The 23,402-nt window shown below is 65.2% G+C and carries 18 protein-coding genes and 1 pseudogene; 16 read left to right on the top strand and 3 right to left on the bottom strand.

Annotated elements, in window-relative coordinates; translation table 11 throughout:
* Window positions 1–12 precede the first annotated feature (12 nt).
* The 4 genes from BM019_RS14405 (at window position 13) to BM019_RS14420 (ending at window position 3,321) form a co-directional block, all read left to right on the top strand.
* Complete coding sequence (locus BM019_RS14405) at window positions 13–537, top strand: YbjN domain-containing protein (protein ID WP_062825749.1); 525 nt, start codon at window positions 13–15, stop codon at window positions 535–537.
* The gene (locus BM019_RS14410) at window positions 534–1,487 is read left to right on the top strand and encodes a peptidylprolyl isomerase (RefSeq protein ID WP_092418667.1); all 954 of its coding nucleotides are present in this window, start codon (window positions 534–536) and stop codon (window positions 1,485–1,487) included. The genes BM019_RS14405 and BM019_RS14410 overlap by 4 nt, the downstream gene beginning before the upstream one ends.
* 158 nt (window positions 1,488–1,645) lie before the next feature.
* Complete coding sequence (locus BM019_RS14415) at window positions 1,646–2,641, top strand: LysR family transcriptional regulator (protein ID WP_092418668.1); 996 nt, start codon at window positions 1,646–1,648, stop codon at window positions 2,639–2,641.
* Window positions 2,642–2,802: 161 nt separating this feature from the next.
* Window positions 2,803–3,321: a GNAT family N-acetyltransferase gene (locus BM019_RS14420; RefSeq protein WP_092418669.1), complete on the top strand. Its 519-nt coding sequence runs from the start codon at window positions 2,803–2,805 to the stop codon at window positions 3,319–3,321.
* A gap of 153 nt (window positions 3,322–3,474) precedes the next feature.
* On the opposite strand, the gene BM019_RS14425 is transcribed toward BM019_RS14420, so the two are convergent.
* Window positions 3,475–4,179 carry an aspartate/glutamate racemase family protein gene (locus tag BM019_RS14425; protein ID WP_085530982.1) on the bottom strand — a complete coding sequence of 235 codons (705 nt, stop codon included), beginning with the start codon at window positions 4,177–4,179 and terminating at the stop codon, window positions 3,475–3,477.
* 79 nt (window positions 4,180–4,258) lie between these two features.
* Between BM019_RS14425 and BM019_RS14430 the strand changes: the two genes are divergently transcribed.
* Together BM019_RS14430 and BM019_RS14435 are read left to right on the top strand one after the other, a co-directional pair.
* Window positions 4,259–5,080, top strand: coding sequence for a helix-turn-helix domain-containing protein (locus tag BM019_RS14430; RefSeq protein WP_092418670.1), 822 nt, complete (start codon window positions 4,259–4,261; stop codon window positions 5,078–5,080).
* Between the two features lie 69 nt (window positions 5,081–5,149).
* Window positions 5,150–5,641 carry a hypothetical protein gene (locus BM019_RS14435; RefSeq protein ID WP_175510651.1) on the top strand — a complete coding sequence of 164 codons (492 nt, stop codon included), beginning with the start codon at window positions 5,150–5,152 and terminating at the stop codon, window positions 5,639–5,641.
* Between the two features lie 53 nt (window positions 5,642–5,694).
* On the opposite strand, the gene BM019_RS14440 is transcribed toward BM019_RS14435, so the two are convergent.
* Entirely contained in the window at window positions 5,695–5,922 is a 228-nt protein-coding gene (locus tag BM019_RS14440) for a CcoQ/FixQ family Cbb3-type cytochrome c oxidase assembly chaperone (RefSeq protein ID WP_092418671.1), read from the bottom strand.
* A 77-nt stretch (window positions 5,923–5,999) separates the two neighbouring features.
* Window positions 6,000–7,427, bottom strand: coding sequence for a cytochrome-c oxidase, cbb3-type subunit I (gene ccoN, locus BM019_RS14445; RefSeq protein ID WP_092418672.1), 1,428 nt, complete (start codon window positions 7,425–7,427; stop codon window positions 6,000–6,002).
* Window positions 7,428–7,917: 490 nt separating this feature from the next.
* On the opposite strand from ccoN, the gene BM019_RS14455 reads away from it, so the two are divergent.
* From BM019_RS14455 to BM019_RS14500, 10 genes and pseudogenes are all read left to right on the top strand, one after another.
* A complete protein-coding gene (locus tag BM019_RS14455; protein ID WP_092418673.1) occupies window positions 7,918–9,591 on the top strand; it encodes a nitrite/sulfite reductase in 1,674 nt (557 codons plus the stop codon).
* Window positions 9,592–9,666: 75 nt separating this feature from the next.
* Entirely contained in the window at window positions 9,667–10,161 is a 495-nt protein-coding gene (locus BM019_RS14460) for a DUF934 domain-containing protein (RefSeq protein ID WP_092418674.1), read from the top strand.
* 220 nt (window positions 10,162–10,381) lie between these two features.
* Window positions 10,382–11,347, top strand: coding sequence for a hypothetical protein (locus BM019_RS14465; protein ID WP_092418675.1), 966 nt, complete (start codon window positions 10,382–10,384; stop codon window positions 11,345–11,347).
* Between the two features lie 171 nt (window positions 11,348–11,518).
* Complete coding sequence (locus BM019_RS14470; RefSeq protein WP_009043682.1) at window positions 11,519–12,190, top strand: DUF3313 domain-containing protein; 672 nt, start codon at window positions 11,519–11,521, stop codon at window positions 12,188–12,190.
* Window positions 12,191–12,561: 371 nt separating this feature from the next.
* Window positions 12,562–12,906, top strand: a pseudogene (locus tag BM019_RS14475) (polyketide cyclase).
* A 286-nt stretch (window positions 12,907–13,192) separates the two neighbouring features.
* Window positions 13,193–13,693, top strand: a complete 501-nt coding sequence (gene tpx / locus BM019_RS14480) for a thiol peroxidase (RefSeq protein ID WP_092418676.1) — start codon at window positions 13,193–13,195, stop codon at window positions 13,691–13,693.
* Between the two features lie 175 nt (window positions 13,694–13,868).
* Window positions 13,869–15,185, top strand: a complete 1,317-nt coding sequence (locus tag BM019_RS14485; RefSeq protein ID WP_062825759.1) for an MdtA/MuxA family multidrug efflux RND transporter periplasmic adaptor subunit — start codon at window positions 13,869–13,871, stop codon at window positions 15,183–15,185.
* Window positions 15,182–18,286, top strand: a complete 3,105-nt coding sequence (locus BM019_RS14490) for an MdtB/MuxB family multidrug efflux RND transporter permease subunit (RefSeq protein WP_009043686.1) — start codon at window positions 15,182–15,184, stop codon at window positions 18,284–18,286. Before BM019_RS14485 ends, BM019_RS14490 begins: the two co-directional genes overlap by 4 nt.
* Window positions 18,283–21,390 (top strand): efflux RND transporter permease subunit, encoded by a 3,108-nt coding sequence (locus BM019_RS14495; RefSeq protein ID WP_009043687.1) that lies wholly within the window; start codon window positions 18,283–18,285, stop codon window positions 21,388–21,390. Before BM019_RS14490 ends, BM019_RS14495 begins: the two co-directional genes overlap by 4 nt.
* Window positions 21,387–22,865 carry an efflux transporter outer membrane subunit gene (locus BM019_RS14500; protein ID WP_092418677.1) on the top strand — a complete coding sequence of 493 codons (1,479 nt, stop codon included), beginning with the start codon at window positions 21,387–21,389 and terminating at the stop codon, window positions 22,863–22,865. The genes BM019_RS14495 and BM019_RS14500 overlap by 4 nt, the downstream gene beginning before the upstream one ends.
* Window positions 22,866–23,402 lie beyond the last annotated feature (537 nt).

Raw genomic sequence — 23,402 nt, forward strand, 5'->3', positions numbered from 1 at the left:
GAAGAATCGAGCATGACTGAACAAGCGCAATTGATCCTCAGCGTCACCCCGCAGAGCCTCACCGAACTGCTGCAAGGCGCCGGCTACCGGGTCAACCAGACCGACCAGAACGGCATCGTGCAACTGCTCAGCGCCAGCCAGGGCATCGGCTACGCCGTGCGCTTCGGCAACGCGGCGGGTGCTGGGCAGGGCAGCTATGTGGACTTCACCTTCAGCTGCGCGCTGCGGGTCCAGGGCGAGTTGCCGGCGGGCCTGGCCGAGCTGTGGAATGCCTCGCGACGCTTTGCCCGGCTGTCGGTGCAGGGCGAGTTCCTGGTGATGGAAATGGACGTGGTGGTGGCCGGGGTCGGCCACGATCACCTGCGCAGCCAGCTGGAACTCTGGGACCGGCTGTTGCAGGAGTTCATCGTCTACCTGCGCGACTACAGCCAGCACGCCGCGCGCCTGCAGGCCCAGCCTGAAGCCACGCCAGAAACCATGCCTGAAGCAGCGCCCGAGGCCGTCGCCGAGGCTGTCGTTGAGGTGCCTGGGCAGTGAAGAAGCCAAGCCTGGTGGTCGGTGTCGGCGCCCTGGCCCTGGTGGCGCTGGCGGTGTGGCTGGGCGTGCGTCCGGGCAGCGACCCGGTGGCGGCGCAACAGCCCAGGGTGGCGCTAGCCAGCCCGATCGACGACGGCCCGGCGGTGGCGCGCCTGGGCAACCAACGGGTGGCGCCGGAGGAGCTCAAGGCGCTGTTCGCGGCGTTGCCCGAGGCGTCCCGCGAGCAGCTGCGGGGCAATCGCCCGGCCCTGGAAAACTGGATTCGCACGCGCCTGGCGGAAAAGGCCGTGCTCGAACAGGCCGATGCCCAGGGCTGGCGCCAGCGTCCGGAGGTGGCCTTGCAGACCAAGGTGGCCACCGAACAGATCGTCTTTCGCGATTACTTGCGCTCGGTCAGCCAGGTGCCGGCCGGCTACCCGAGCGAGGCCGAACTGCAGCAGGCCTACGACGCCGGCAAGGCGCAGTGGCAAACCCCGGCCTTGTACCGGGTCAGTCAGATCTTCCTCGCGGTGAATGACCCGCAGGCGCTGGAGGCGACACGCAAGCAGGCCCAGGAACTGAGCAAGAAGGCCCAGGCCGCCCCCGGCGAATTCGCCGCCCTGGCCAGCCAGTATTCCCAGGACCCCGACAGCGCCCGGCGCGGCGGCGACTCCGGTTTGCAGCCGTTGCCGCAACTGCTGCCCGAGGTCCGCGGCGCGGTGGCGCGCCTGAAGGTCGGCGCGGTGTCCGATGCGGTGCAGAGTGCGGCGGGTTTTCATGTGCTCAAGCTGACCGAGCAGCAACCGGCCCGCACGGCGACCCTGGACGAGTTGCGCGAACGCCTGACCCAGGCCCTGCGGGCGCAGCGCCAGGAACAGATCGCCAAGGCCTACCTGGAAGGCATGCTCGACACCGCGACCCTGAGTATCGACGGCGCGCAGTTGAACAAGGTGCTGGAGGAGAAGCTTTAGGCAAGCGGTGTGGCCGCTACCGCTTCGCGAGCAAGCTCGCTCCTACAGGATCGATGCAGTCCCCTGTAGGAGCGAGCTTGCTCGCGATAGACGGCAAAGCCGTCGCTGCCCGTACAACGTGCAATGGATGCCATCACCCACACGACAGGGAGTCACTCATGTCCTTTCTCGAACCCGTCCCGATCTCGGGCATCACCCCCTACATCGCCCAGGCCGAACCCCGGGAAGCCTGGCTGGCCCTGGCCGCCGGGATCGAGCCGGAGCTGGCCCAGTATTTCCTGGTCACCGCCCGTTGCGGCTGCTTCATGCAGGCGGCGCGCAGCCTGAACATCAAGTCGACGCTGCTGCGCAAACAGCTGGCGCACCTGGAGGAACAGTTGCGCCGCCCCTTGTTCAGTTTCCAGGGCAGTGCCCTGAGCCTCAGCCGCGAAGGCCAGCAGCTCAAGGCGCAGCTGATCGCCCTGGCCCACGGACGCACGCTGCCGGTGCTCGAACAGCCGCTGCTGCGCCTGGCGGTGGCCGAGTCGATCCTGCACGACATCCTCGGTCGCGACCTGATTGCCCTGTTGCGGCGCAACGCCAGCGTGCGCCTGGAGATCATCTCCATCGACAGCGAGCTGTCGCTGCGGGCGTTGAGCGCAGATGTGGTGGTGTGGCTGGGCGGGGTGGATTCACCCAGGCCGGGGCCGAGTTTCGTCACCAGCGCGCCGCAGCCGCTGGTGCGCCTGGACTACCTGCCGCATATCGCCAAGCGTTATTCGCGGGTCGCGGCGCGCCCCGACAGCCTGGCCGACCTGGCCGACTACATGCTGGTGCAATGGCAGCAGGACCGGCAGGTCGAGCCGCTGCGGCCGTGGAACCAGCTGGTGGAGCAGCGCCTGGCGGGGGTGGTGCAGGTGCATTCCTACGAGCTGATGCTGGAGATGATCCGCTGCGGCGCCTGCATCGGCCTGCTGCCTCATTACATGAGCCGCTTCGACCGCGGCCTGACGGCACTGCCCGGGCTGTTCGACGAGGCCATGGCGCGCCAGGTGTGGATGGCGGTGAACGCCGAAGTGGAGCACGACGCCGAGGTACAACAACTGGTCGACCTGATCCTCAACACCTTCCGGGAACGCAGCGAGTGGTTCGACTTCGACGGCACGCCTCCATAGGAGCGAAGCTTGCTCGCGATGGCGTTCTGCCTGATACACCGCGGCGCCGGCATCGCCAGCAAGCTGGCTCCTACAGAGAGAATCCCTGTGTCCGGCGCTCGCCATGCGCGGCGCTGGCGCTCTACACTCGACGGCCGTCTCGCATGAACCAAGGAAGACTTATGCCCGCAGAGATCCCCAGCATCGTCATCGAACGTTTCAGTGAAGCCCATGTGCCGGGCATTACCGCGCTGTACAACGACCCCGCGGTCGCCCGCCAGGTGCTGCAGATGCCGTTTCAGTCCGTTGAGGTCTGGCGCAATCGCCTGGTGCCGGACAACGAACGACGGGTGGCCCTGGTGGCGCTGCACCAGGGGGCGGTGATCGGCAGTTGCAGCATCGAGCAGTTCTCGCGCATCCGCCGCGCCCACTGCGGCAGCGTCGGCATGGGCGTGGCGGTGGAATGGCAGGGCCAGGGCGTCGGCAGCCGGCTGTTGGCGGCGGTGCTGGACGTGGCGGACAACTGGATGAACCTGCAACGGGTGGAACTGACCGTATTCGCCGACAACGAAGCCGCCCTGGGCCTGTACCGCAAGTTCGGCTTCGAAAGCGAAGGCCGGCTGCGCGACTACGCGGTGCGCGACGGCCAGTACGTCGACGTCTTGAGCATGGCGCGCCTGCGCCGCATGCTCCAGGCCTAACTCGCCCCTGTAGCCGCTGCCGAGCGCCAGCGAGGCTGCGATAGGTCCGCAGGACCTCAGCGATCTCGAGAGCGCCGCGCCCGTTCCGGGCGATCGCAGCCTCGCCAGGGCTCGGCAGCGGCTACAGGCTTGCGGATGGCCGATGATCTGCAGTCAGCCATGCCGCGCTCCATCCAAGGCAAACGCCACCGCCGCCCGCGCATGCAGCTCGGTGGTGTCCAGCAGCGGCAGGGGGCTGTGTTCGGGCTTGAGCAGCAGGCCAATCTCGGTGCAGCCGAGGATGATGGCCTGGGCGCCGCGCTCCATCAGGGCCTGGATCACCTGCTGGTAGCGCTGGCGCGAGGCCTCGCTGATGACGCCCACGCACAGCTCGTCGTAGATGATCCGGTGCACGGCCTGGCGGTCCACGGCGTCCGGCACCAGTACCTTGAGGCCGCGATCGAGCAGGCGCTGCTTGAGGAAATCCTGTTCCATGGTGAAGGCCGTGCCCAGCAGGCCCACGCTGAGGGTGCCGGCCTCGAGGGCGGCCTCGGCGGTCGGGTCGGCGATGTGCAGGAAGGGCACCGACAGCACGGCCTGAATCTCGTCGGCGACCTTGTGCATGGTGTTGGTACAGAGCACCACGCATTCGGCGCCACCGGCCTCCAGGCGGCGCGCCGCATCCACCAGGATCCCGGCCGCGAGGTCCCAGCGCCCGGCGTGCTGGGCCTGTTCGACAGGTCCGAAGTCGACGCTGTACATTAGCAACCGCGCCGAACGCAGCGGCCCGAGACGGTCCCGTACCTGCTGGTTGATAAGGCGGTAATACTCGGCGCTGGACTCCCAGCTCATGCCGCCGATAAGGCCGATGGTGCGCATACACAGCTCCTGTTGCTGACAAAACTGAATGCCGAGAGTGTCCCGTGACGCAGCCCCGCGATCTATCAAGAAATTTCACATGCCCGGCGTGCTGAGCAGCAAGGTTCTGAGCAGCCGGGGCCTGGGTCACGAGCCGCTGCGCCGCGAACTGCTGGGCGGCACGCTCGACCTGCAATTGCTGCCGCGCGCGGCCTACAGCGCGCGCGATCCGCTGCAGTGGCAAAGCCTCGGCCTGAGCCTGGAGCGCCAGCGGGGCGTGCACGCCATCGGCAGCGACCGGCGCGAGGATTTCGACAGCTGGCCGGGGACCCTGGCCTTGACCCCGGCCGGGGTCGAGGTGTTTTCCGAGTCGCCCCAGGGCGGTGAATACCTGCTGCTGCGCTGGCTGGCCGACCCCCAGGCCCTGGGCATCGCCCGCGGTTCGCGACGCTTGCAACGGCCCGGACACGCCCGGGCCCTGGCGTTGGGACGCCAGGCGCGGCGGCTGTTGCTGGAACCCGCCGGCGATCCGTTGGCCCTGGAACAATGCGCCCTGCAGTTCGCCGGCCTCGCCGCCTTCGACCCAGCACCGGCCAAGGCCGCCAGGCGTACCGAGTTCAGCCGGGTGTTGACGCTGATCGAGCAGCAGTACGCCGAGCCGCTGTCGCTCGGTGAACTGGCGGCCTGCACCGGGCGCAACGAACTGCGTTTCCTGCGGGATTTCACCCGCGCCATCGGCATGACGCCCCATGCCTGGCTGGTCGAAGTCCGGGTGCAGGCGGCGCGCCGGCTGATCGAACGCAGCGACCTGCCGCTCGCCGCCATCGCCCTGGAAACCGGCTTCGCCCACCAGTCCCATATGGGCAGCGCCTTTCGCAAGGTCCTCGGCCTGACCCCGAGCCAGTACCGCGCAGGTTTTTAGTCGTACGCCGACACCCCCCATCTGCCATGCTCAAGGTCCGCAACCGCGGTTTCTCGAAGAGGCATGAACATGGACGACGTACGGCAACTGGGCGAGATGCTTCGGCGCTATGCAGAAAGCGAAGCCCACAAGAAACAGCTGTTCGAAAGCCAGAAGGTGGTCTGGGCGAGCCGTATCACCGAGCTGTTCGAGCATATCCAGCAGTGGCTGGCACCGGTGCTGATGCCGGACCTGCTGGCCTTGAGTCGCGAACCCTACTTGGCCTTCAGCCCTAGCGTCCCGGTGAAAACCTCGACCTTCAAGACCGAGAAACTGACCCTCGTCATCGTCGGCAAACCGGTGGAGTTCGTGCCCGATGTGATGGGCGCCGCCGGGCAGATTTCCCTGGCGGTCATGGGCCTGACCGCCGCGCGGTATGGCAGCGTGTCCCTGGTGGGCTTGGCCGACGGCAGCTGGCAATGGCGCCAGGCCAACGGCCTGAAGGAGTCCGACGTCTTTACCTTCGACGGCGACTTCCTGGCGTCGCAGCTGCAGGCGCTGATTCCCCGGGAACGTGGGTGAGGCAGTAACTGTCTGGTGGCCTGGGCGTCTACCAGACCCATCAAGGGCATTCTTCAGATCTCTACATTGCCCCAGCCGGGCCTGGCGGTTTGCGGTTCCGGCGCCACGGCGTTGATTTTCTTGCCGGTGGTCAGTTCCACCCGGCGCGCCACGTCCGGGTCGTCGGCGAAGGGGATCAGGCTGGCGTCGTCGAGGCTCTTGGCCGATTGATGGCGCAGGCAGTAGCCGATGCTCAGGTAGAGGAAGGTCACGCCGAGCAGGTCAAGGGCGAATTCGATCATCGGGGGCTCGCTGTGCTGCGGGAGGGATGAGCGACGCGGGCCGGGTGTGGCCCGCGTCGTGGTCGTGGCTTGGGCGATCAGGCGATCTGGGCGTCGCTGAGGGCCAGGCGCGGGTCGGCCACGCGCACGGTGCGCCAGGTGTTGTAGGCCATCAGCAGCATGCCGCTGAGGAAGAACACGCCCCCGGCGAAGCGCACGATAAAGCCCGGGTGGCTGGCCTGCAGGGCCTCGACGAAGGAATAGGTGAGGGTGCCGTCGTCGTTGACCGCGCGCCACATCAGGCCCTGGGTGATGCCGTTGACCCACATCGAGGCGATGTAGAGCACGGTGCCGATGGTCGCCAGCCAGAAGTGCAGGTTGATCAGCGCGACGCTGTGCATCTGCTCACGGCCGAAGACCTTGGGCACCATGTGGTAGACGGCGCCGAAGGTGATCATCGCCACCCAGCCCAGGGCGCCGGCGTGGACGTGGCCGATGGTCCAGTCGGTGTAGTGCGACAGGGCGTTGACCGTCTTGATCGCCATCATCGGCCCCTCGAAGGTCGACATGCCGTAGAAGGCCAGGGACAGCACCAGGAACCGCAGGATCGGGTCGGTGCGCAACTTATGCCAGGCGCCCGAGAGGGTCATCATGCCGTTGATCATGCCGCCCCAGCTCGGTGCCAGGAGGATCAGCGACATGGCCATGCCCAGCGATTGCGCCCAGTCGGGCAGGGCGGTGTAGTGCAGGTGATGCGGGCCGGCCCAGATGTACAGGGTGATCAGCGCCCAGAAGTGCACGATGGACAGGCGATAGGAATACACCGGGCGCCCGACCTGCTTGGGCACGAAGTAATACATCATCCCGAGGAAACCGGTGGTCAGGAAGAAGCCCACGGCGTTATGGCCGTACCACCACTGGACCATGGCGTCGGTGGCGCCGGAATACACCGGGTAGGACTTGAACCAGTCCACCGGGATCGACAGGTGATTGACCACGTGGAGCATGGCGATCACCAGGATAAAGGCGCCGAAGAACCAGTTGCCGACGTAGATGTGTTTGGTCTTGCGCTGCACCACGGTGGTGAAGAACACGATGCCGTAGACCACCCAGACTACGGCCATCCACACCGCGCCGGAGAATTCGATTTCCGCGTATTCCTTGGTGGTGGTGTAGCCCAGCGGCAGGGTGACCAGCATGATCAGGATCACCGACTGCCAGCCCCAGAAGGTGAAGGCGGCGAGCTTGTCGGAATACAGCCGCACCTGGCAGGTGCGCTGGACCGCGTAGTAACTGGCGGCGAACTGGGCGCTGCCGGCGAAGCCGAAGATCACCAGGCTGGTGTGCAGCGGGCGCAGGCGGCCGAAGCTGGTCCAGGGCAGGTCGAGGTTCATTTGCGGCCAGACCAGCTGGGAGGCGATCCATACCCCCATGGCCATGCCGATCACGCCCCAGACCACGGTGGCGATGACGAATTGGCGTACCACCTTGTAGTTGTAGGCCGGTTCCATTGTTGCTGTGCTCATGGTCAATGCTTCCACGGTTGCAAAGGCTTGCCAGGCCACCCGGCCTGGCATGCCATGCACTGTAGAAAGCACGGGCGAAACAAAACAGGCTCAGAAAAACTGCATTAATACGGATCAGATTGACCGCCTGCCAGCACAGGTCTACGAGCTGCTGATACGGTTTTTTAGTGTTCACCTGAATCTGTAACGTCCTGAGCCGCAAGGGCATAGTCACCACCACACCAAAACCCCCGGATCACCCCTGGAATGCATAACCCCGTGGCCACCCTGGCCCTGTAGCCGCTGCCGAGCGCAGCGAGGCTGCGATCGGCTGCAAAGCAGCCGCAAGACCGACACATGCGTTCTGTCTGCCAGACCGCGTCGTCCGGGTTGCGAGTGCTATGTCGGGATGCCGCCCAACTCGATCGCAGCCTCGCGCTGCTCGGCAGCGGCTACAGGATTACAGCGGCTTCAGGGGCGGGATCGGGGTCAGCACTGATGAGGCCGTGACATGTATCACTATGACGAGTACGACCGGGCCCTGGTCTTTGAACGGGTGGCGCAGTTTCGCGATCAGGTCGAACGCTTCATGGCCGGCGAGCTGAGCGAAGAGGAGTTCCTGCCGCTGCGCCTGCAGAACGGCCTGTACATGCAGAAGCACGCCTACATGCTGCGGGTGGCCATTCCCTACGGCACCCTCAGTGCGCGGCAGATGCGCACCCTGGCCAGCATCGCCCGCGACTACGACCGCGGCTACGGCCACTTCACCACCCGGCAGAACATGCAGTTCAACTGGATCGAGCTGGCCCAGGTGCCGGACATCCTCGAACGCCTGGCCAATGTCGAGATGCATGCGATCCAGACCTCCGGCAACTGCGTGCGCAACATCACCACCGAAGCCTTCGCCGGGGTGGCCGCCGATGAGCTGATGGACCCGCGGCCCCTGGCGGAAATCCTGCGCCAGTGGTCGACCATCAACCCGGAATTCCTGTTCCTGCCGCGCAAGTTCAAGATCGCCATCTGCTCGGCCCGTCAGGACCGGGCGGCGATCATGATGCATGACATCGGCCTGTACCTGTACCGCGACTGGCGCGGGCAGATGCTGCTGCGGGTGATGGTCGGCGGCGGCCTGGGGCGCACGCCGATCCTCAGCCAGCAGATCCGCGACGGCCTGCCGTGGCAGCACCTGCTGTCCTATGTCGAGGCGGTGCTGCGGGTCTACAACCGCCACGGCCGGCGCGACAACAAGTACAAGGCGCGGATCAAGATCCTCGTCAAGGCCCTGGGTATCGAGGCCTTCGCCAAAGAGGTGGAGGAGGAGTGGCAGCACCTCAAGGACGGCCCGGCGCAACTGACCGAGGCCGAATACCAGCGGGTCGCCAGTGCCTTTGTGCCGCCGCTCTACGAACGCCAGCCGGCCACCGATCTCGACTACGGCAGCCGCCTGGCCGAGGAGCCGGCCTTCGAACGCTGGGTGGCGCACAACGTGCAGCCGCACAAGGTGCCGGGCTACGCCAGCGTGGTGCTGTCGACCAAGCCCGGCAGCGCCTCACCGCCCGGAGACGTGACGGCGGCGCAGATGGAGGCGGTGGCCGAGTGGTCCGAGGCCTTCGGTTTCGGTGAAATCCGCATCGCCCACGAACAGAACATTGTCCTGCCGGACGTGCCCAAGGCCGCACTGCATGAACTGTGGCGGCTGGCCGGCGAACAGAGCCTGGGTTGCGCCAACGTCGGCCTGCTGACCGACATCATCGCCTGTCCCGGCGGCGACTTCTGCGCCCTGGCCAACGCCAAGTCGATCCCCATCGCCCAGGCGATCCAGGCGCGTTTCGACAACCTCGACTACCTGCACGACCTGGGCGACATCAGCCTGAACATCTCCGGCTGCATGAACGCCTGCGGCCATCACCACATCGGCAATATCGGCATCCTCGGCGTCGATAAGAACGGCAGCGAGTGGTACCAGATCACCCTCGGCGGCGCCCAGGGCAAGCACAGCGCGCTGGGCAAGGTCATCGGCCCGTCGTTCAGCGCCGAGCAGGTGCCCGGGGTGATAGAGCGCATCATCGCCACCTTCGTGCGTTACCGGGAGAGCGAAGAACTGTTCGTCGACACCGTGCAGCGCATCGGCCTGGAGCCATTCAAGGAGCGGGTCTACCCGAAAGTGCTGGAGGCGCTGCCATGAGCCCGCAGCGCGACCATGCAATAGAAAGCACAGCCGTGAGCCAGGAGTTACAGCCGTGAGCGAGAGACTAAAACCATGAATAATCTGCTGCGTCTGCAAGATGGCCAGGCCGGGCGGGTCGAGGACGATCCCTGGAATCTGGTGCGCGAGGTGGACGGCCCGCTGCCCCAGGGCCCGTTGATTCTGCCGCTGGCCCGCTGGCTGATCCGCCGTATCGAGCACGAGCCAGCGCGGGACGGGGTCTGGCTCGGCCCGGACGACGAGGTGGAAAGCCTGCGGCCCTGGCTCAAGCTGATCCCGCTGATCGCCCTGGACTTCCCCAGCTTCCGTGACGGCCGTGCCTACAGCCAGGCCTACCTGCTGCGCACCCGGCTGGGCTGGATGGGCGAACTGCGGGCGGTGGGCGATGTGCTGCGCGACCAACTGAGCCATATGCGCCAATGCGGTTTTGACAGCTTTGCCATCCGCGAAGACAAATGCGCCGACGACGCCCTCAAGGGGCTGGCGGGCATGAGCGTGCTCTACGGGCGCTCGGCGATCGAGCCGCGGCCACTGTTCCGGCGCCGCTGAAGAGCAGCGCCTGCCCGGGCCGGCGCTTCGATCGATGCTCACAGTCGCCCGGGAACAGGGCCGGCAACGGCCATTGTCTGGCCGCCAGGGGCATTTGTCCTTGGGTCGATGATGGCGCTTTGGTAGAGTCGCACCTCTTATGACGGAGCCAGGGATCGGCGTCCGGCGATCAGTCGCCGGCGTGCCTGGCATGGGCCATCCATGGAAGAGAGTCGCGGCTGTGAGCGTTGCTAAAAAGATACTCGGGTTGTTTTCGTTGTTGCTGCTCCTGACCCTGTGGGTCGGCTATTTCTATGTGTATCAGGATGCCCGCAGCGGGCGCCTCGGCGACCCTCTCGACAGCTACGGCTGGTGCGGCCCCGCCGCGGATTCGCCGCACTCCTTCAAGCGCGACTACCTGCTGCTCAGGGTGACCAACAGCACCCAGGGCGAGTTCAAGGTCTCGGGGGAGGTCAACGTTTCCGAGCGCACCTACAACCGCTACGAGCTGGGCCGCTACCCGCTGAAACTGCGCCTGGAACCCTTGCAGTCCACCTACAGCATGCCGCCGTTGTTCTTCGAAGAGGTCAAGGTCAAGCCCTTGAACCGCAACTTCAGTTCGCCGCACAAGAATGCCTACGCCGACCTGGAAAACCGGCCGATCCGGGTCAACGGCGAGTCCAGCCGGTTTCCCTTCGAGGTTTACCGTTACGGCTACAAGCCGGTGCTGTACATCCTCAAGGGCAACGAGCAGGTCGACCTGCCGTTCAAGCGCATCACCACGCAGCTGAACCTGTCCAATACCTTTACCCCGACCCGCCTGTACAACCCGGCGGACTATATCGCCGAGCAGAACAGCCTGGTCCAGCCCGGCGACTATCCCGCCTATGGCGCCAGCGAGTGCGCCTTCAGCATCGAGCGCAAAGGCTCGTTCAAGATCATCGTGCTGCTGTTATTGCTGGTGCTGTGCCTGCCGCTGTTGATGGTGCTGTATCGCGACGAGCCGACCATCGACTTTCTTGCCACCTTGCTGGGCGTGGCGGCGGTGCGGGTGTTCCTGGTCGGGCCGCTGCAGGACTACCAGTTGTACGGCATCGACTTCGTATTTGGCGCCGTGATCATCCTGGCCGGGACCTTTTCCCTGCTCAAGGCCATGCGCATCAACGCCTTGCGCGAGGCGGCGGCAAGGCGCGGAACCACCTGGTAATGGGGAGAGGTGCAGCGTTGACGCTGCACCTGTATCTTTCCGATCTGCCAAGAATTCTCTGGCCTGCTTTGGCGATTAATCCGCTTTTGCTGTGCTGATATGCCCGCTATTGGCTATACCTACACTTCCTCAAACCAGTAGCGCTTCCGGATTTCTGACAGGAGTTACCCCATGAAGCTCGCATCAATGATGAGCACGCTGTGCCTGGCCTCCCTAGGGTTGGTGGGCTGTTCCAGCAACGTCACCCAACCCGACGAGTACTCCGGTTTTCTCGGCGACTACAGCCAGCTCAAGGAAGCCAAGTCGCCGTCCGGCGTCGAGGTGATGCGCTGGGTCGATCCCAAGCTGGACCTGAAGCAGTACCGCAGCGTCTATATCGAGCCCACCCAGTTCTACCCCAAGCCGCAGCCGACGGTGAAGATCCCGCAGAACACCTTGTACGGTATCAACCGCTATTACGACGAAGCGCTCAAACGCGAGATCGGCCAGGACTTGCCCCTGGCCACCGCGCCGGGGCCGGGGGTGATTGTGGTGCGCGCGGCGATCACGGCCGTGAGCAGCAAGACCGAAGGCCTGAAGCCCTACGAAATCATTCCCATCGCCCTGGTGGCGGCGGCGGTGAGCACGGCCAGCGGCATCCGCGACCAGGAGACCACCCTGGGCACCGAGGCGCAGTTCATCGACGGCGGCAACAACAAGGTGATCGCCCAGGTGGTGCGCAAGGGCAGCGGCAAGCCGCTGCAGAACGACACCCAGGTCATGCAGCCTTCGGACGTGAAAAACGTCATCGACGGCTGGGCCTCCGACCTGCATCAGTCCTTCCAGAAACTGAAAAAACAGTAGGGCCGGGGTTTCTCCCCGAGCTTTTTTGCCCACTGCGTCGGGGTCAGGGCGAATACCTGACCCCTTCACTGAGCAGTTCCGGCAAGTCAATCAAGAACACAGGTTTCGCTGGCGAGGCGAGGGCGCAAGGCCTGCTGTCCGTGACAGGTTTTCACGTCCGCGGCAGGGCAGCGTGCTCCAGGGTCGAGTGGCAGCGAAGCTTCAGGCGGCGCCTTCCGGTTCATGTGGATTATGATTATTTCCATGCTTTTAGAGTGGTTAACTTAAAGTGATTTATTGATTTAAATAAATTCAATAAAAGCAGATAGATACAGAATATTTATGATGTATTGAGTGAGATTGTGTTGAGGCTTTCAAGAGGTTTTTCCAGCATGCCTGTGCTCGAACGCATGACTTTCATTGCCGGTCGCAGCCCGGCTCAGGTGCTGGATTTCTGTCTTGAAGGCGCCAACTTCCCGAAGATCTTTCCCGAGCGCACCAGCCCCTTGCGGGGCGTGGATATCAATGACCTGCGGATCAGCGCCGGGCGCGAGTTCAGCTTTCGCCACTGGCTGTGGGGTGTCATACCGGCGACATGGACGGTGGTTATATGTAAATACCGACCGGGTGACCTATCGGGCGCTGGGCGGCGCACCTGTGGAATGGCTGCTGGTCAATGCCTGCATGCGCGCATTTTCGGGTTCCGGCATCGCACTCTGTTGCGCTTGCTAGGTTGAAGCAGGCCTTTGTAGCCGCTGCCGCAGGCTGCGATCGACCGCAACGCGGGCGCGGGATGCCGATATCGCCGAAGGCCTGCGGCCTTATCGCAGCCTGCGGCAGCGGCTACAGTGTTTTCGCGTTCCGCCGGTATTTCGATGGCCTCCAGCGTTGCGCTCCGCTCTCGGGGCTTGTTCTACAATTTGTATCCCGGGCATAGGTGGCCGGGCCATTTCATGTTTAACTTCCGGCCTCTCGATTTTCTTTACAGCTGTTCAATGACCATCGTTTATAAGGACTCCGTTCATGGCTCAAGTCACCCTTAAAGGCAACCCGGTTCAAGTCAACGGCCAACTGCCACAAATCGGCGCCAAGGCGCCCGCGTTCTCCCTGGTGGGCGCCGGTCTGGCCGACATCACCCTGAGCAGCTTTGCCGGCAAGCGCAAAGTGCTGAACATCTTCCCAAGCGTCGACACCCCGACCTGCGCCACCTCCGTGCGCAAGTTCAACGCCCAGGCCAGCGGCCTGAACAACACCGTGGTGCTGTGCATCTCGGCTGACCTGCCGTTCGCCCAGGCCCGTTTCTGCGGCGCCGAAGGCCTGGACAACGTGCAGAACCTGTCGACCCTGCGTGGCCGCGAGTTCATCGAGAACTACGGCGTGGCCATTGCCGACGGCCCACTGGCCGGCCTGACCGCCCGCGCGGTGGTGGTGCTGGACGAGAACGACACCGTGCTGCACAGCGAGCTGGTCAAGGAAATCGCTGAAGAACCGAACTACGACGCGGCCTTGGCCGTTCTGAAGTAACAGGTTTTACAATTATTCACGGCCTGGCCCTGTCCAGGCCGTTTTTATTTGTGCTTCAGTGGCTTAGCAGACACTTGCAAACGTAAGCCCAAGGTAAATTGCCGGTAAAGGCGCTTTGCTAAACACCGGCCAGTGCTTATCTTTCAGCCTTCTGAAAAAGATCCCCTCGCGCCCAATGGTTGATCACTCCATGCAATCCTCCGTTTCCCGCAACTCCCGTCGCTGGCTGCTCGGCCTGCTTGTCCTGTTGGCCATCGTCGGCCTGTGCTGGAAGTTCTGGCCGGCCTCGACCACCCCAAAGGATGCCGCCGGGCAAAAGGCCGCGGCCGGACACTCCGGTCGCAGCGGGTCTATGCGGCCGGGGTTTGGCGGCGCGAGCGGGCCGATCCCGGTGCGGGTGGCGCCGGCCACGCGCGGGGACTTCGCGCTGTATTACAAGGCGCTGGGCACCGTCACCGCGCTGAACACCATCAATGTGCGCAGCCGGGTGGCCGGTGAGCTGGTCAAGGTGGCCTTCGAGGAAGGGCAGATGGTCAAGGCCGGCGACCTGCTGGCGGAAATCGACCCGCGGCCTTACCAGAACGCCTTGCTCCAGGCCGAAGGCACGCTGTTGCAGAACCAGGCGCAACTGAAGAATGCCCAGGTCGACTACGAGCGTTATCGCGGCCTGTATGCCCAGGACAGTATCGCCAAGCAGACCCTGGACACCGCCGCGGCGCTGGTCGGCCAGTACCAGGGCACGGTCAAGACCAACCAGGCGGCGGTCAACGACGCCAAGCTCAACCTCGAATTCACCAAGATCCGCGCGCCGATCACCGGCCGCGTCGGCCTGCGCCAGCTGGACGTCGGCAACCTGGTGGCGGCCAACGACACCACCGCGCTGGCGATCATCACCCAGACCCAGCCGATCAGCGTGGCCTTCACCCTGCCGGAGAACAACCTGAGCAGGGTGCTGGAGCGTTATCGCAGCGGCGCCAGGCTGCCGGTGGAAGCCTGGGACCGCGGCGACCAGACGCTGCAGGCCAGCGGCGTGCTGCAAAGCCTCGACAACCAGATCGACACCACCACCGGCACCCTGAAGTTCAAGGCGCGCTACGACAACCGCGACCAGGCGCTGTTCCCCAACCAGTTCGTCAACGTGCGCGTGCTTGCCGACACCCTGAAAAACGTGGTGCTGGCGCCGTCGGCGGCGATCCAGTTCGGCACCAACGGCACCTTCGTCTATGCCCTGGACGGCGCCAACAAGGTCAAGATCCGCCAGCTGCAGGTCGGCGACAGCAACGGTGATTCCACCGTGATCAAGGCCGGCCTGGAAGCCGGCGACCGCGTGGTGCTGGAAGGCACCGACCGCCTCAAGGACGGCAGCGAAGTGGAAGTGGTCAACACCCCCGAAGAAGTGCCGGCCACCCCGACCCAGCACCTGCAGGGCCAGCCGGCCAGCTCGGCGACCACGCCGGCCACCGAGACGCCGGCGGGCAAGGTCGGCGCATGAATATCTCGCGGCTGTTCATCCTCCGCCCGGTAGCCACCACCCTGAGCATGCTGGCCATTGTCCTGGCCGGCCTGATCGCCTATCGCCTGTTGCCGGTCTCGGCGTTGCCCCAGGTCGATTACCCGACTATCCGGGTGATGACCCTGTACCCCGGCGCCAGCCCCGACGTGATGACCAGCGCGGTCACCGCGCCCCTGGAGCGCCAGTTCGGGCAGATGCCCGGCCTGACCCAGATGGCCTCCACCAGCTCCGGCGGCGCCTCGGTGCTGACCCTGCGCTTCAACCTCGACATCAATATGGATGTCGCCGAGCAGCAGGTGCAGGCGGCGATCAATGCCGCGACCAACCTGCTGCCCAGCGATCTGCCGGCGCCGCCGGTGTACAACAAGGTCAACCCGGCGGACACCCCGGTGCTGACCCTGGCCATCACCTCCAAGACCATGCTGCTGCCCAAGCTCAACGACCTGGTCGACACCCGCATGGCGCAGAAGATCGCGCAGATCAGTGGCGTTGGTATGGTCAGCATCGCTGGCGGCCAGCGCCAGGCGGTGCGGATCAAGGTCAACCCCGAGGCCCTGGCGGCCAACGGCCTCAACCTGTCGGACGTGCGCACCCTGATCGGCGCCTCCAACGTCAACCAGCCCAAGGGCAACTTCGACGGCCCGACCCGGGTGTCGATGCTCGACGCCAACGACCAGCTGACCTCGCCCAAGGACTACGCCGAGCTGATCCTGGCCTACAAGAATGGCGCGCCGCTGCGCCTGAAAGACGTCGCGCAGATCGCCGGCGGCGCCGAGAACGAACGCCTGGCGGCCTGGGCCAATGAAAACCAGGCGGTGCTGCTGAATATCCAGCGCCAGCCCGGGGCCAACGTGATCGAGGTGGTGGACCGGATCAAGGCGCTGCTGCCGAGCATCACCGACAACCTGCCGGCCGGCCTCGACGTCACCGTGCTCACCGACCGCACCCAGACCATTCGCGCCTCGGTCACCGACGTGCAGCACGAATTGCTGATCGCCATCGCCCTGGTGGTGATGGTGACCTTCCTGTTCCTGCGCCGGGCCAGCGCCACGGTGATCCCGTCGATTGCCGTGCCGCTGTCGCTGATCGGCACCTTCGGCGTGATGTACCTGGCGGGCTTCTCGGTCAACAACCTGACCCTGATGGCCCTGACCATCGCCACCGGCTTCGTGGTCGACGACGCCATCGTGATGCTGGAGAACATCTCGCGCTTCATCGAGGAGGGCGACAGCCCGATGCAGGCCGCGCTCAAGGGCGCCAGGCAGATCGGCTTCACCCTGGTGTCGCTGACCCTGTCGCTGATCGCCGTACTGATCCCGCTGCTGTTCATGGCCGACGTGGTCGGGCGGCTGTTCCGCGAGTTCGCCATCACTTTGGCGGTGGCGATCCTGATTTCCCTGGTGGTGTCCCTGACCTTGACGCCGATGATGTGCGCGCGCCTGCTCAAGCGTGAGCCCAAGGAGGAAGAGCAAGGCCGGTTCTACCGTGCCAGCGGCGCCTGGATCGACTGGCTGATCGCCAGCTACGGTCGGTGGCTGCAATGGGTGCTCAAGCATCAGCCGCTGACCCTGCTGGTGGCCATCGGCACCCTGGCGCTGACCGTGTTCCTTTATATGGTGGTGCCCAAGGGCTTCTTCCCGGTGCAGGACACCGGGGTGATCCAGGGCATTTCCGAAGCGCCGCAGTCGGTGTCCTTCGCCGCCATGAGCCAGCGTCAGCAGGACTTGGCGAAAATCATCCTGGCCGACCCGGCGGTGCAAAGCCTGTCGTCCTATATCGGCGTCGACGGCGACAACGCCACCCTCAACAGCGGCCGGCTGCTGATCAACCTCAAGCCGCACCGCGAACGCGACCTCAGCGCCGCCGAGGTGATCGCGCGCATCCAGCCCCAGGTCGACCGGTTGGTGGGCATCCGCCTGTTCATGCAGCCGGTGCAGGACCTGACCATCGAGGACCGGGTCAGCCGCACCCAGTACCAGTTCAGCCTGTCGTCGCCGGATGCCGACCTGCTGGCCCTGTGGAGCGGGCGCCTGGTGGATGCTTTGGCTCACCGCCCGGAACTCACCGATGTCGCCAGCGACCTGCAGGACAAGGGCTTGCAGGTGTACCTGGTGATCGACCGCGACGCCGCGTCGCGCATCGGTGTCTCGGTGTCGAACATCACCGACGCGCTGTACGACGCCTTCGGCCAGCGGCAGATTTCCACCATCTACACCCAGGCCAGCCAGTACCGCGTGGTGTTGCAGGCCCAGGCCGGGGAAACCATCGGCCCGCAGGCGCTGGAACAGATCCATGTGAAAACCACCGACGGCGGCCAGGTGCGCCTGTCGAGCCTGGCCCGGGTCGAGGAGCGCCAGGCGCAATTGGCCATCGCCCATATCGGCCAGTTCCCGGCGGTGATGATGTCGTTCAACCTGGCGCCCGGCGTGGCCCTGGGGCAGGCGGTGGACATCATCGAACAGGTGCAGCAGGACATCGGCATGCCGGTGGGCGTGCAGACCCAGTTCCAGGGCGCGGCCCAGGCGTTCCAGGCCTCGCTGTCGAGCACCTTGCTGCTGATCCTGGCGGCGGTGGTGACCATGTACATCGTGCTCGGGGTGCTCTACGAGAGCTACATCCACCCGATCACCATCCTCTCCACACTGCCGTCGGCGGCGGTGGGCGCCTTGCTGGCGCTGATCCTCAGCGGCAACGACCTGGGCATGATCGCGATCATCGGCATCATCCTGCTGATCGGTATCGTCAAGAAGAACGCGATCATGATGATCGACTTCGCCCTCGACGCCGAACGCAACCAGGGCATGGCCCCGGAGCAGGCGATCTACCAGGCGGCGCTCCTGCGTTTCCGGCCGATCCTGATGACCACCCTGGCCGCGCTGTTCGGTGCCGTGCCGCTGATGCTGGCCACCGGTTCCGGCGCTGAGCTGCGCCAGCCCCTGGGCCTGGTGATGGTCGGCGGCCTGTTGCTGAGCCAGATCCTCACCCTGTTCACCACGCCGGTGATCTACCTGTACTTCGACCGTCTGGGCCGGCGCTGGCGTTCGGCGCCTGAACCCGCGGAGCCGGTAGAACAGCCATGAACCTGTCCGGACCCTTTATCCGCCGGCCGGTGGCCACCATGCTGCTGAGCCTGGCGATCATGCTCCTGGGCGGTGTCAGCTTCGGCCTGCTGCCGGTGTCGCCGTTGCCGCAGATGGACTTCCCGGTGATCGTGGTCCAGGCCAGCCTGCCGGGGGCCAGCCCCGAGGTGATGGCGTCCACCGTGGCCACGCCCCTGGAGCGTTCCTTCGGCGCGATCGCCGGGGTCAACACCATGAGCAGCCGTTCCAGCCAGGGTTCGACCCGGGTCATCCTGCAATTCGACCTGGATCGCGATATCAACGGCGCGGCGCGGGAAGTGCAGGCGGCGATCAACGCCTCGCGCAACCTGCTGCCCAGCGGCATGCGCAGCATGCCCACCTACAAGAAGGTCAACCCGTCCCAGGCGCCGATCATGGTGCTGTCGCTGACCTCCGACGTGCTGGAGAAGGGGCAGCTGTATGACCTGGCCTCGACCATCCTGTCCCAGAGCCTGTCCCAGGTGTCCGGGGTTGGCGAGGTGCAGATCGGCGGCAGTTCGCTGCCGGCGGTGCGTATCGAGCTCGAGCCGCAGTTGCTCAACCAGTACGGCGTGGCCCTCGACGATGTGCGCAAGACCATCGCCGAAGCCAATGTGCGCCGGCCCAAGGGCTCGGTGGAGAACAGCGAGCAGATGTGGCAGGTGCAGGCCAACGACCAACTGGAGAAGGCCAAGGACTACGAGCCGCTGATCATCCACTACAAGGACGGCGCGGCCCTGCGCCTGAAAGACGTGGCCAAGGTCAGCGACGGCGTCGAGGACCGCTACAACAGCGGTTTCTTCAACGACGACGCGGCGGTGCTGCTGGTGATCAACCGCCAGGCCGGGGCCAACATCATCGAGACGGTCAACGAGATCAAGGCGCAACTGCCGGCGTTGCAGGCGGTGCTGCCGGCCAGCGTCAAGCTCAACCTGGCGATGGACCGTTCGCCGGTGATCAAGGCCACCCTGCACGAGGCTGAGATGACCCTGCTGATCGCCGTGGCCCTGGTGATCCTGGTGGTCTACCTGTTCCTCGGCAATCTGCGCGCGTCGCTGATCCCGACCCTGGCGGTGCCGGTGTCGCTGGTGGGCACCTTCGCGGTGATGTACCTGTACGGTTTTTCCCTGAACAACCTGTCGCTGATGGCGCTGATTCTCGCCACCGGGCTGGTGGTGGACGACGCCATCGTGGTGCTGGAGAACATTTCCCGGCACATCGACGAAGGCATCGCACCGATGAAAGCGGCCTACCTGGGAGCCAAGGAAGTCGGCTTCACCCTGCTGTCGATGAACGTCTCGCTGGTGGCGGTATTCCTGTCGATCCTGTTCATGGGCGGGATCATCGAAAGCCTGTTCCGCGAGTTTTCCATCACCCTGGCGGCGGCCATAGTCGTGTCCCTGGTGGTGTCCCTGACCCTGACCCCGATGCTCTGCGCCCGCTGGCTCAAGCCCCATGTGCCGGGCCGGGAGAACGGCCTGCAGCGCTGGAGCCAGCACGCCAACGACTGGATGGTGGCCAGATACGCCAGCAGCCTGGACTGGGTGCTGCGCCACAAGCGCCTGACCCTGCTCAGCCTGTTCGTGACCATCGGCGTCAACATCGCGCTGTACGTGGTGGTGCCCAAGACCTTCATGCCGCAGCAGGACACCGGCCAGTTGATCGGTTTCGTGCGTGGCGACGACGGCCTGTCGTTCACCGTGATGCAGCCGAAGATGGAGATCTTCCGCCGCGAAGTGCTCAAGGACCCGGCGGTGGAGAGCGTGGCCGGTTTCATCGGTGGCAATAACGGCACCAACAACGCCTTCATGCTGGTGCGCCTCAAGCCGATCAAGGAACGCAACATTTCCGCGCAGAAGGTCATCGAGCGCCTGCGCAAGGAAATGCCCAAGGTGCCCGGCGCCCAGCTGATGCTGATGGCCGACCAGGACCTGCAGTTCGGCGGCGGCCGCGAGCAGACCACCTCGCAGTATTCCTACATCATCCAGAGCGGCGACCTGGGGTCGTTGCGCGAGTGGTACCCGAAAGTGGTCACCGCGCTGCGTGCCTTGCCGGAGCTGACGGCGATCGATGCCCGCGAAGGGCGGGGCGCCCAGCAGGTGACCCTGGTGGTCGACCGCGACCAGGCCAAGCGCCTGGGGATCGACATGAACATGGTCACCGCGGTGCTCAACAACGCCTACAGCCAGCGGCAGATTTCCACCATCTACGACAGCCTCAACCAGTATCAGGTGGTGATGGAGGTCAACCCGAAATACGCCCAGGACCCGGTCACCCTCAACCAGGTGCAGGTGATCACCGCCGATGGCGCGCGGGTGCCGCTGTCGACCATCGCTCACTATGAAAACAGCCTGGAAGACGACCGGGTCAGCCACGAAGGCCAGTTCGCCTCGGAAAGCATTTCCTTCGACATGGCCGAAGGGGTGACGGTGGAGCAGGGCACGGCGGCCATCGAACGGGCGATCGCCAAGGTCGGCATGCCCGAAGACGTGATCGTCAAGATGGCCGGCACCGCCGACGCCTTCGCCGCGACCCAGAAGAGCCAGCCGTTCATGATCCTCGGCGCGCTGCTGGCGGTGTACCTGGTGCTGGGCGTGCTCTATGAAAGCTACATTCACCCGCTGACCATTCTCTCCACGCTGCCGTCGGCCGGGGTCGGCGCCTTGCTGTCGATCTACGTGCTGGGCGGCGAGTTCAGCCTGATCTCGCTGCTGGGCTTGTTCCTGCTGATCGGCGTGGTGAAGAAAAACGCCATCCTGATGATCGACCTGGCGTTGCAGCTGGAGCGTCACCAGGGCCTGGGCCCGCTGGAGTCGATCCGCAGCGCCTGCCTGCTGCGCCTGCGGCCGATCCTGATGACCACCCTGGCGGCGATCCTCGGCGCCTTGCCGTTGCTGCTCGGCAGCGCCGAAGGCGCGGAAATGCGCCAGCCCCTGGGCCTGACCATTATCGGCGGCCTGGTCTTCAGCCAGGTCCTGACCCTCTACACCACCCCGGTGGTCTACCTCTATCTCGATCGCCTGCGCCATAAATTCAACCACTGGCGTGGGGTCCGTACCGATGCCGCTCTGGAAACGCCGCTATGACTGACTGCTCGCCCCGCAACCTTCCTCAGCGCCTGGCCCTGGCCCGCGGTTCGCGGCTGTTGAGCCTGAGCTTGAGCCTGGCGCTGCTCAGTGCCTGCGCCATTGGCCCGGACTATCAGCGCCCGACCGTCGCCGAGCCCGCGCAATACAAGGAAGCCGCAGGCTGGCGCCAGGCCAGCCCCAGCGATTCCCTGGCCCGCGGCGCCTGGTGGGAGCTGTACGGCGACCGCCAGCTCAACGACCTGATCGACAAGCTCAACAGCGCCAACCAGAGCGTGGCGCAGTCCGAGGCCCAGTACCGCCAGGCCCAGGCCCTGGTGCGCAGCGCTCGTGGCTCGCTGTTCCCCACGGTGGACCTGAGCGCCGGGAAAACCCGCGCCAGCCAGGGCACCGGCAGCAGCAGTTCGGCCCTGAGCAGTTCCTCCAGCGGCATTCGCGACACTTACAACACCCAGCTCGGGGTGAGCTGGGAGGCGGATGTCTGGGGCAAGCTGCGCCGCGGCCTGGAAGCCAACGAAGCCAGCGCCGAAGCCAGCTTCGCCGACCTCGCGGCGATGCGCCTGAGCCAGCAGTCGGAACTGGTGCAGAACTACCTGCAACTGCGGGTCATGGACCAGCAGAAGCGCCTGCTCGAAGCCACGGTGGCGGCCTACCAGCGTTCGCTGACCATGACCGAGAACCAGTACCGCGCCGGCGTCTCCGGCAAGGACGCGGTGGCCCAGGCGCAAACCCAGCTGAAAACCACCCAGGCCGACCTGATCGACCTGATCTGGCAGCGCGCCCAGCTGGAAAACGCCATCGCGGTGCTGATCGGCCTGCCGCCGGCCGAGTTCAGCCTGGCCGAGACCCAGGACATCCCGGCCTTGCCCCAGGTGCCGCTGAGCCTGCCGTCGCAGCTGCTGGAACGACGCCCGGACATCGCCTCGGCCGAGCGTTCGGTGATCGCCGCCAACGCCAATATCGGCGTGGCCAAGGCCGCCTATTACCCGGACCTGACCCTGAGCCTGGCGGGCGGCTACAGCAGCAGTACCTACGCCGACTGGATCAGCCTGCCGAACCGCTTCTGGTCGGTGGGGCCGAAACTGGCCATGACCCTGTTCGACGGCGGCCAGCGTTCGGCGGAAGTCGACCGCACCGAGGCGGCCTACGACCAGACCGTGGCCAAGTACCGCCAGACCGTGCTCGACGGCTTTCGCGAGGTGGAGAACTACCTGGTGCAGCTCAAGGTCCTGGAAGACGAGGCCGCGGTGCGCCAGCAGGCCCTGGATTCGGCGCGCGAGTCGTTGCGCCTGACCGAGAACCAGTACAAGGCCGGGGTGATCGCCTACCTGGACGTGGTGGTGGTGCAGGCCACGGCGTTGAGCAACGAACGCAGCGTGCTGAGCCTGCTGCAAAGCCGGCTGGTCACCAGCGTGCAACTGATCGCCGCCCTCGGCGGCGGCTGGGACGGCCAGCTGCAGGCCAGCAAGGAGTAACAGGCTGAATCCGCGATCCGCCTGTTTTACCAGCGCTACGCGCTCGATCGCAGGCTGCGCCAGCGGCTACAGACAGCGTGTAGCCGCTGCCGAGCTTGCGAGGCTGCGAACGGTTCGCGCAGCGACCGCAAACCCTGAATCCGCGCTCCATCTGGCCTCACACATTGTCCGTCCTACGACCGCTATGCGCTCGATCGCAGGCTACGCCAGCGGCTACAGACAGCGTGTAGCCGCTGCCGAGCTTGCGAGGCTGCGAACGGTTCGCGCAGCGACCGCAAACCCCGTATCCGCGCTCCATCTGGCCTCACACGTTGTCCGTCCTACGACCGCTGCGCGCTCGATCGCAGGCCGCGCCAGCGGCTACATCGATAGCGGCGTCCCTGGCGTTGTGTCACTGTTGCCAGCGGTCGAGTCGCTGTAACCGGTTTGTTTTATCAAGCGGCTACTTTCGTCCGACTGATGGCTTTTTGCTTACTTTGTGAGTGTGTTTCTGTACGCAAGCAGTACAATTGCGCCTTTTTACCGCCGGGCATGGAC

The sequence above is a fragment of the Pseudomonas sp. NFPP07 genome, assembly GCF_900115645.1.
In the GTDB taxonomy this organism is placed as follows: Bacteria; Pseudomonadota; Gammaproteobacteria; order Pseudomonadales; family Pseudomonadaceae; genus Aquipseudomonas; species Aquipseudomonas chlororaphis.

Bases quoted from the DNA above. Each gene is read 5' to 3' on its own strand.
- BM019_RS14405 (WP_062825749.1), top strand. From the start codon at position 13: ATGACTGAACAAGCGCAATTGATCCTCAGCGTCACCCCGCAGAGCCTC.
- BM019_RS14415 (WP_092418668.1), top strand. From the start codon at position 1,646: ATGTCCTTTCTCGAACCCGTCCCGATCTCGGGCATCACCCCCTACATC.
- BM019_RS14420 (WP_092418669.1), top strand. From the start codon at position 2,803: ATGCCCGCAGAGATCCCCAGCATCGTCATCGAACGTTTCAGTGAAGCC.
- BM019_RS14425 (WP_085530982.1), bottom strand. From the start codon at position 4,179: ATGCGCACCATCGGCCTTATCGGCGGCATGAGCTGGGAGTCCAGCGCC.
- BM019_RS14430 (WP_092418670.1), top strand. From the start codon at position 4,259: ATGCCCGGCGTGCTGAGCAGCAAGGTTCTGAGCAGCCGGGGCCTGGGT.
- BM019_RS14435 (WP_175510651.1), top strand. From the start codon at position 5,150: ATGGACGACGTACGGCAACTGGGCGAGATGCTTCGGCGCTATGCAGAA.
- BM019_RS14440 (WP_092418671.1), bottom strand. From the start codon at position 5,922: ATGATCGAATTCGCCCTTGACCTGCTCGGCGTGACCTTCCTCTACCTG.
- ccoN (WP_092418672.1), bottom strand. From the start codon at position 7,427: ATGAGCACAGCAACAATGGAACCGGCCTACAACTACAAGGTGGTACGC.
- BM019_RS14455 (WP_092418673.1), top strand. From the start codon at position 7,918: ATGTATCACTATGACGAGTACGACCGGGCCCTGGTCTTTGAACGGGTG.
- BM019_RS14460 (WP_092418674.1), top strand. From the start codon at position 9,667: ATGAATAATCTGCTGCGTCTGCAAGATGGCCAGGCCGGGCGGGTCGAG.
- BM019_RS14470 (WP_009043682.1), top strand. From the start codon at position 11,519: ATGAAGCTCGCATCAATGATGAGCACGCTGTGCCTGGCCTCCCTAGGG.
- tpx (WP_092418676.1), top strand. From the start codon at position 13,193: ATGGCTCAAGTCACCCTTAAAGGCAACCCGGTTCAAGTCAACGGCCAA.
- BM019_RS14485 (WP_062825759.1), top strand. From the start codon at position 13,869: ATGGTTGATCACTCCATGCAATCCTCCGTTTCCCGCAACTCCCGTCGC.
- BM019_RS14490 (WP_009043686.1), top strand. From the start codon at position 15,182: ATGAATATCTCGCGGCTGTTCATCCTCCGCCCGGTAGCCACCACCCTG.
- BM019_RS14495 (WP_009043687.1), top strand. From the start codon at position 18,283: ATGAACCTGTCCGGACCCTTTATCCGCCGGCCGGTGGCCACCATGCTG.
- BM019_RS14500 (WP_092418677.1), top strand. From the start codon at position 21,387: ATGACTGACTGCTCGCCCCGCAACCTTCCTCAGCGCCTGGCCCTGGCC.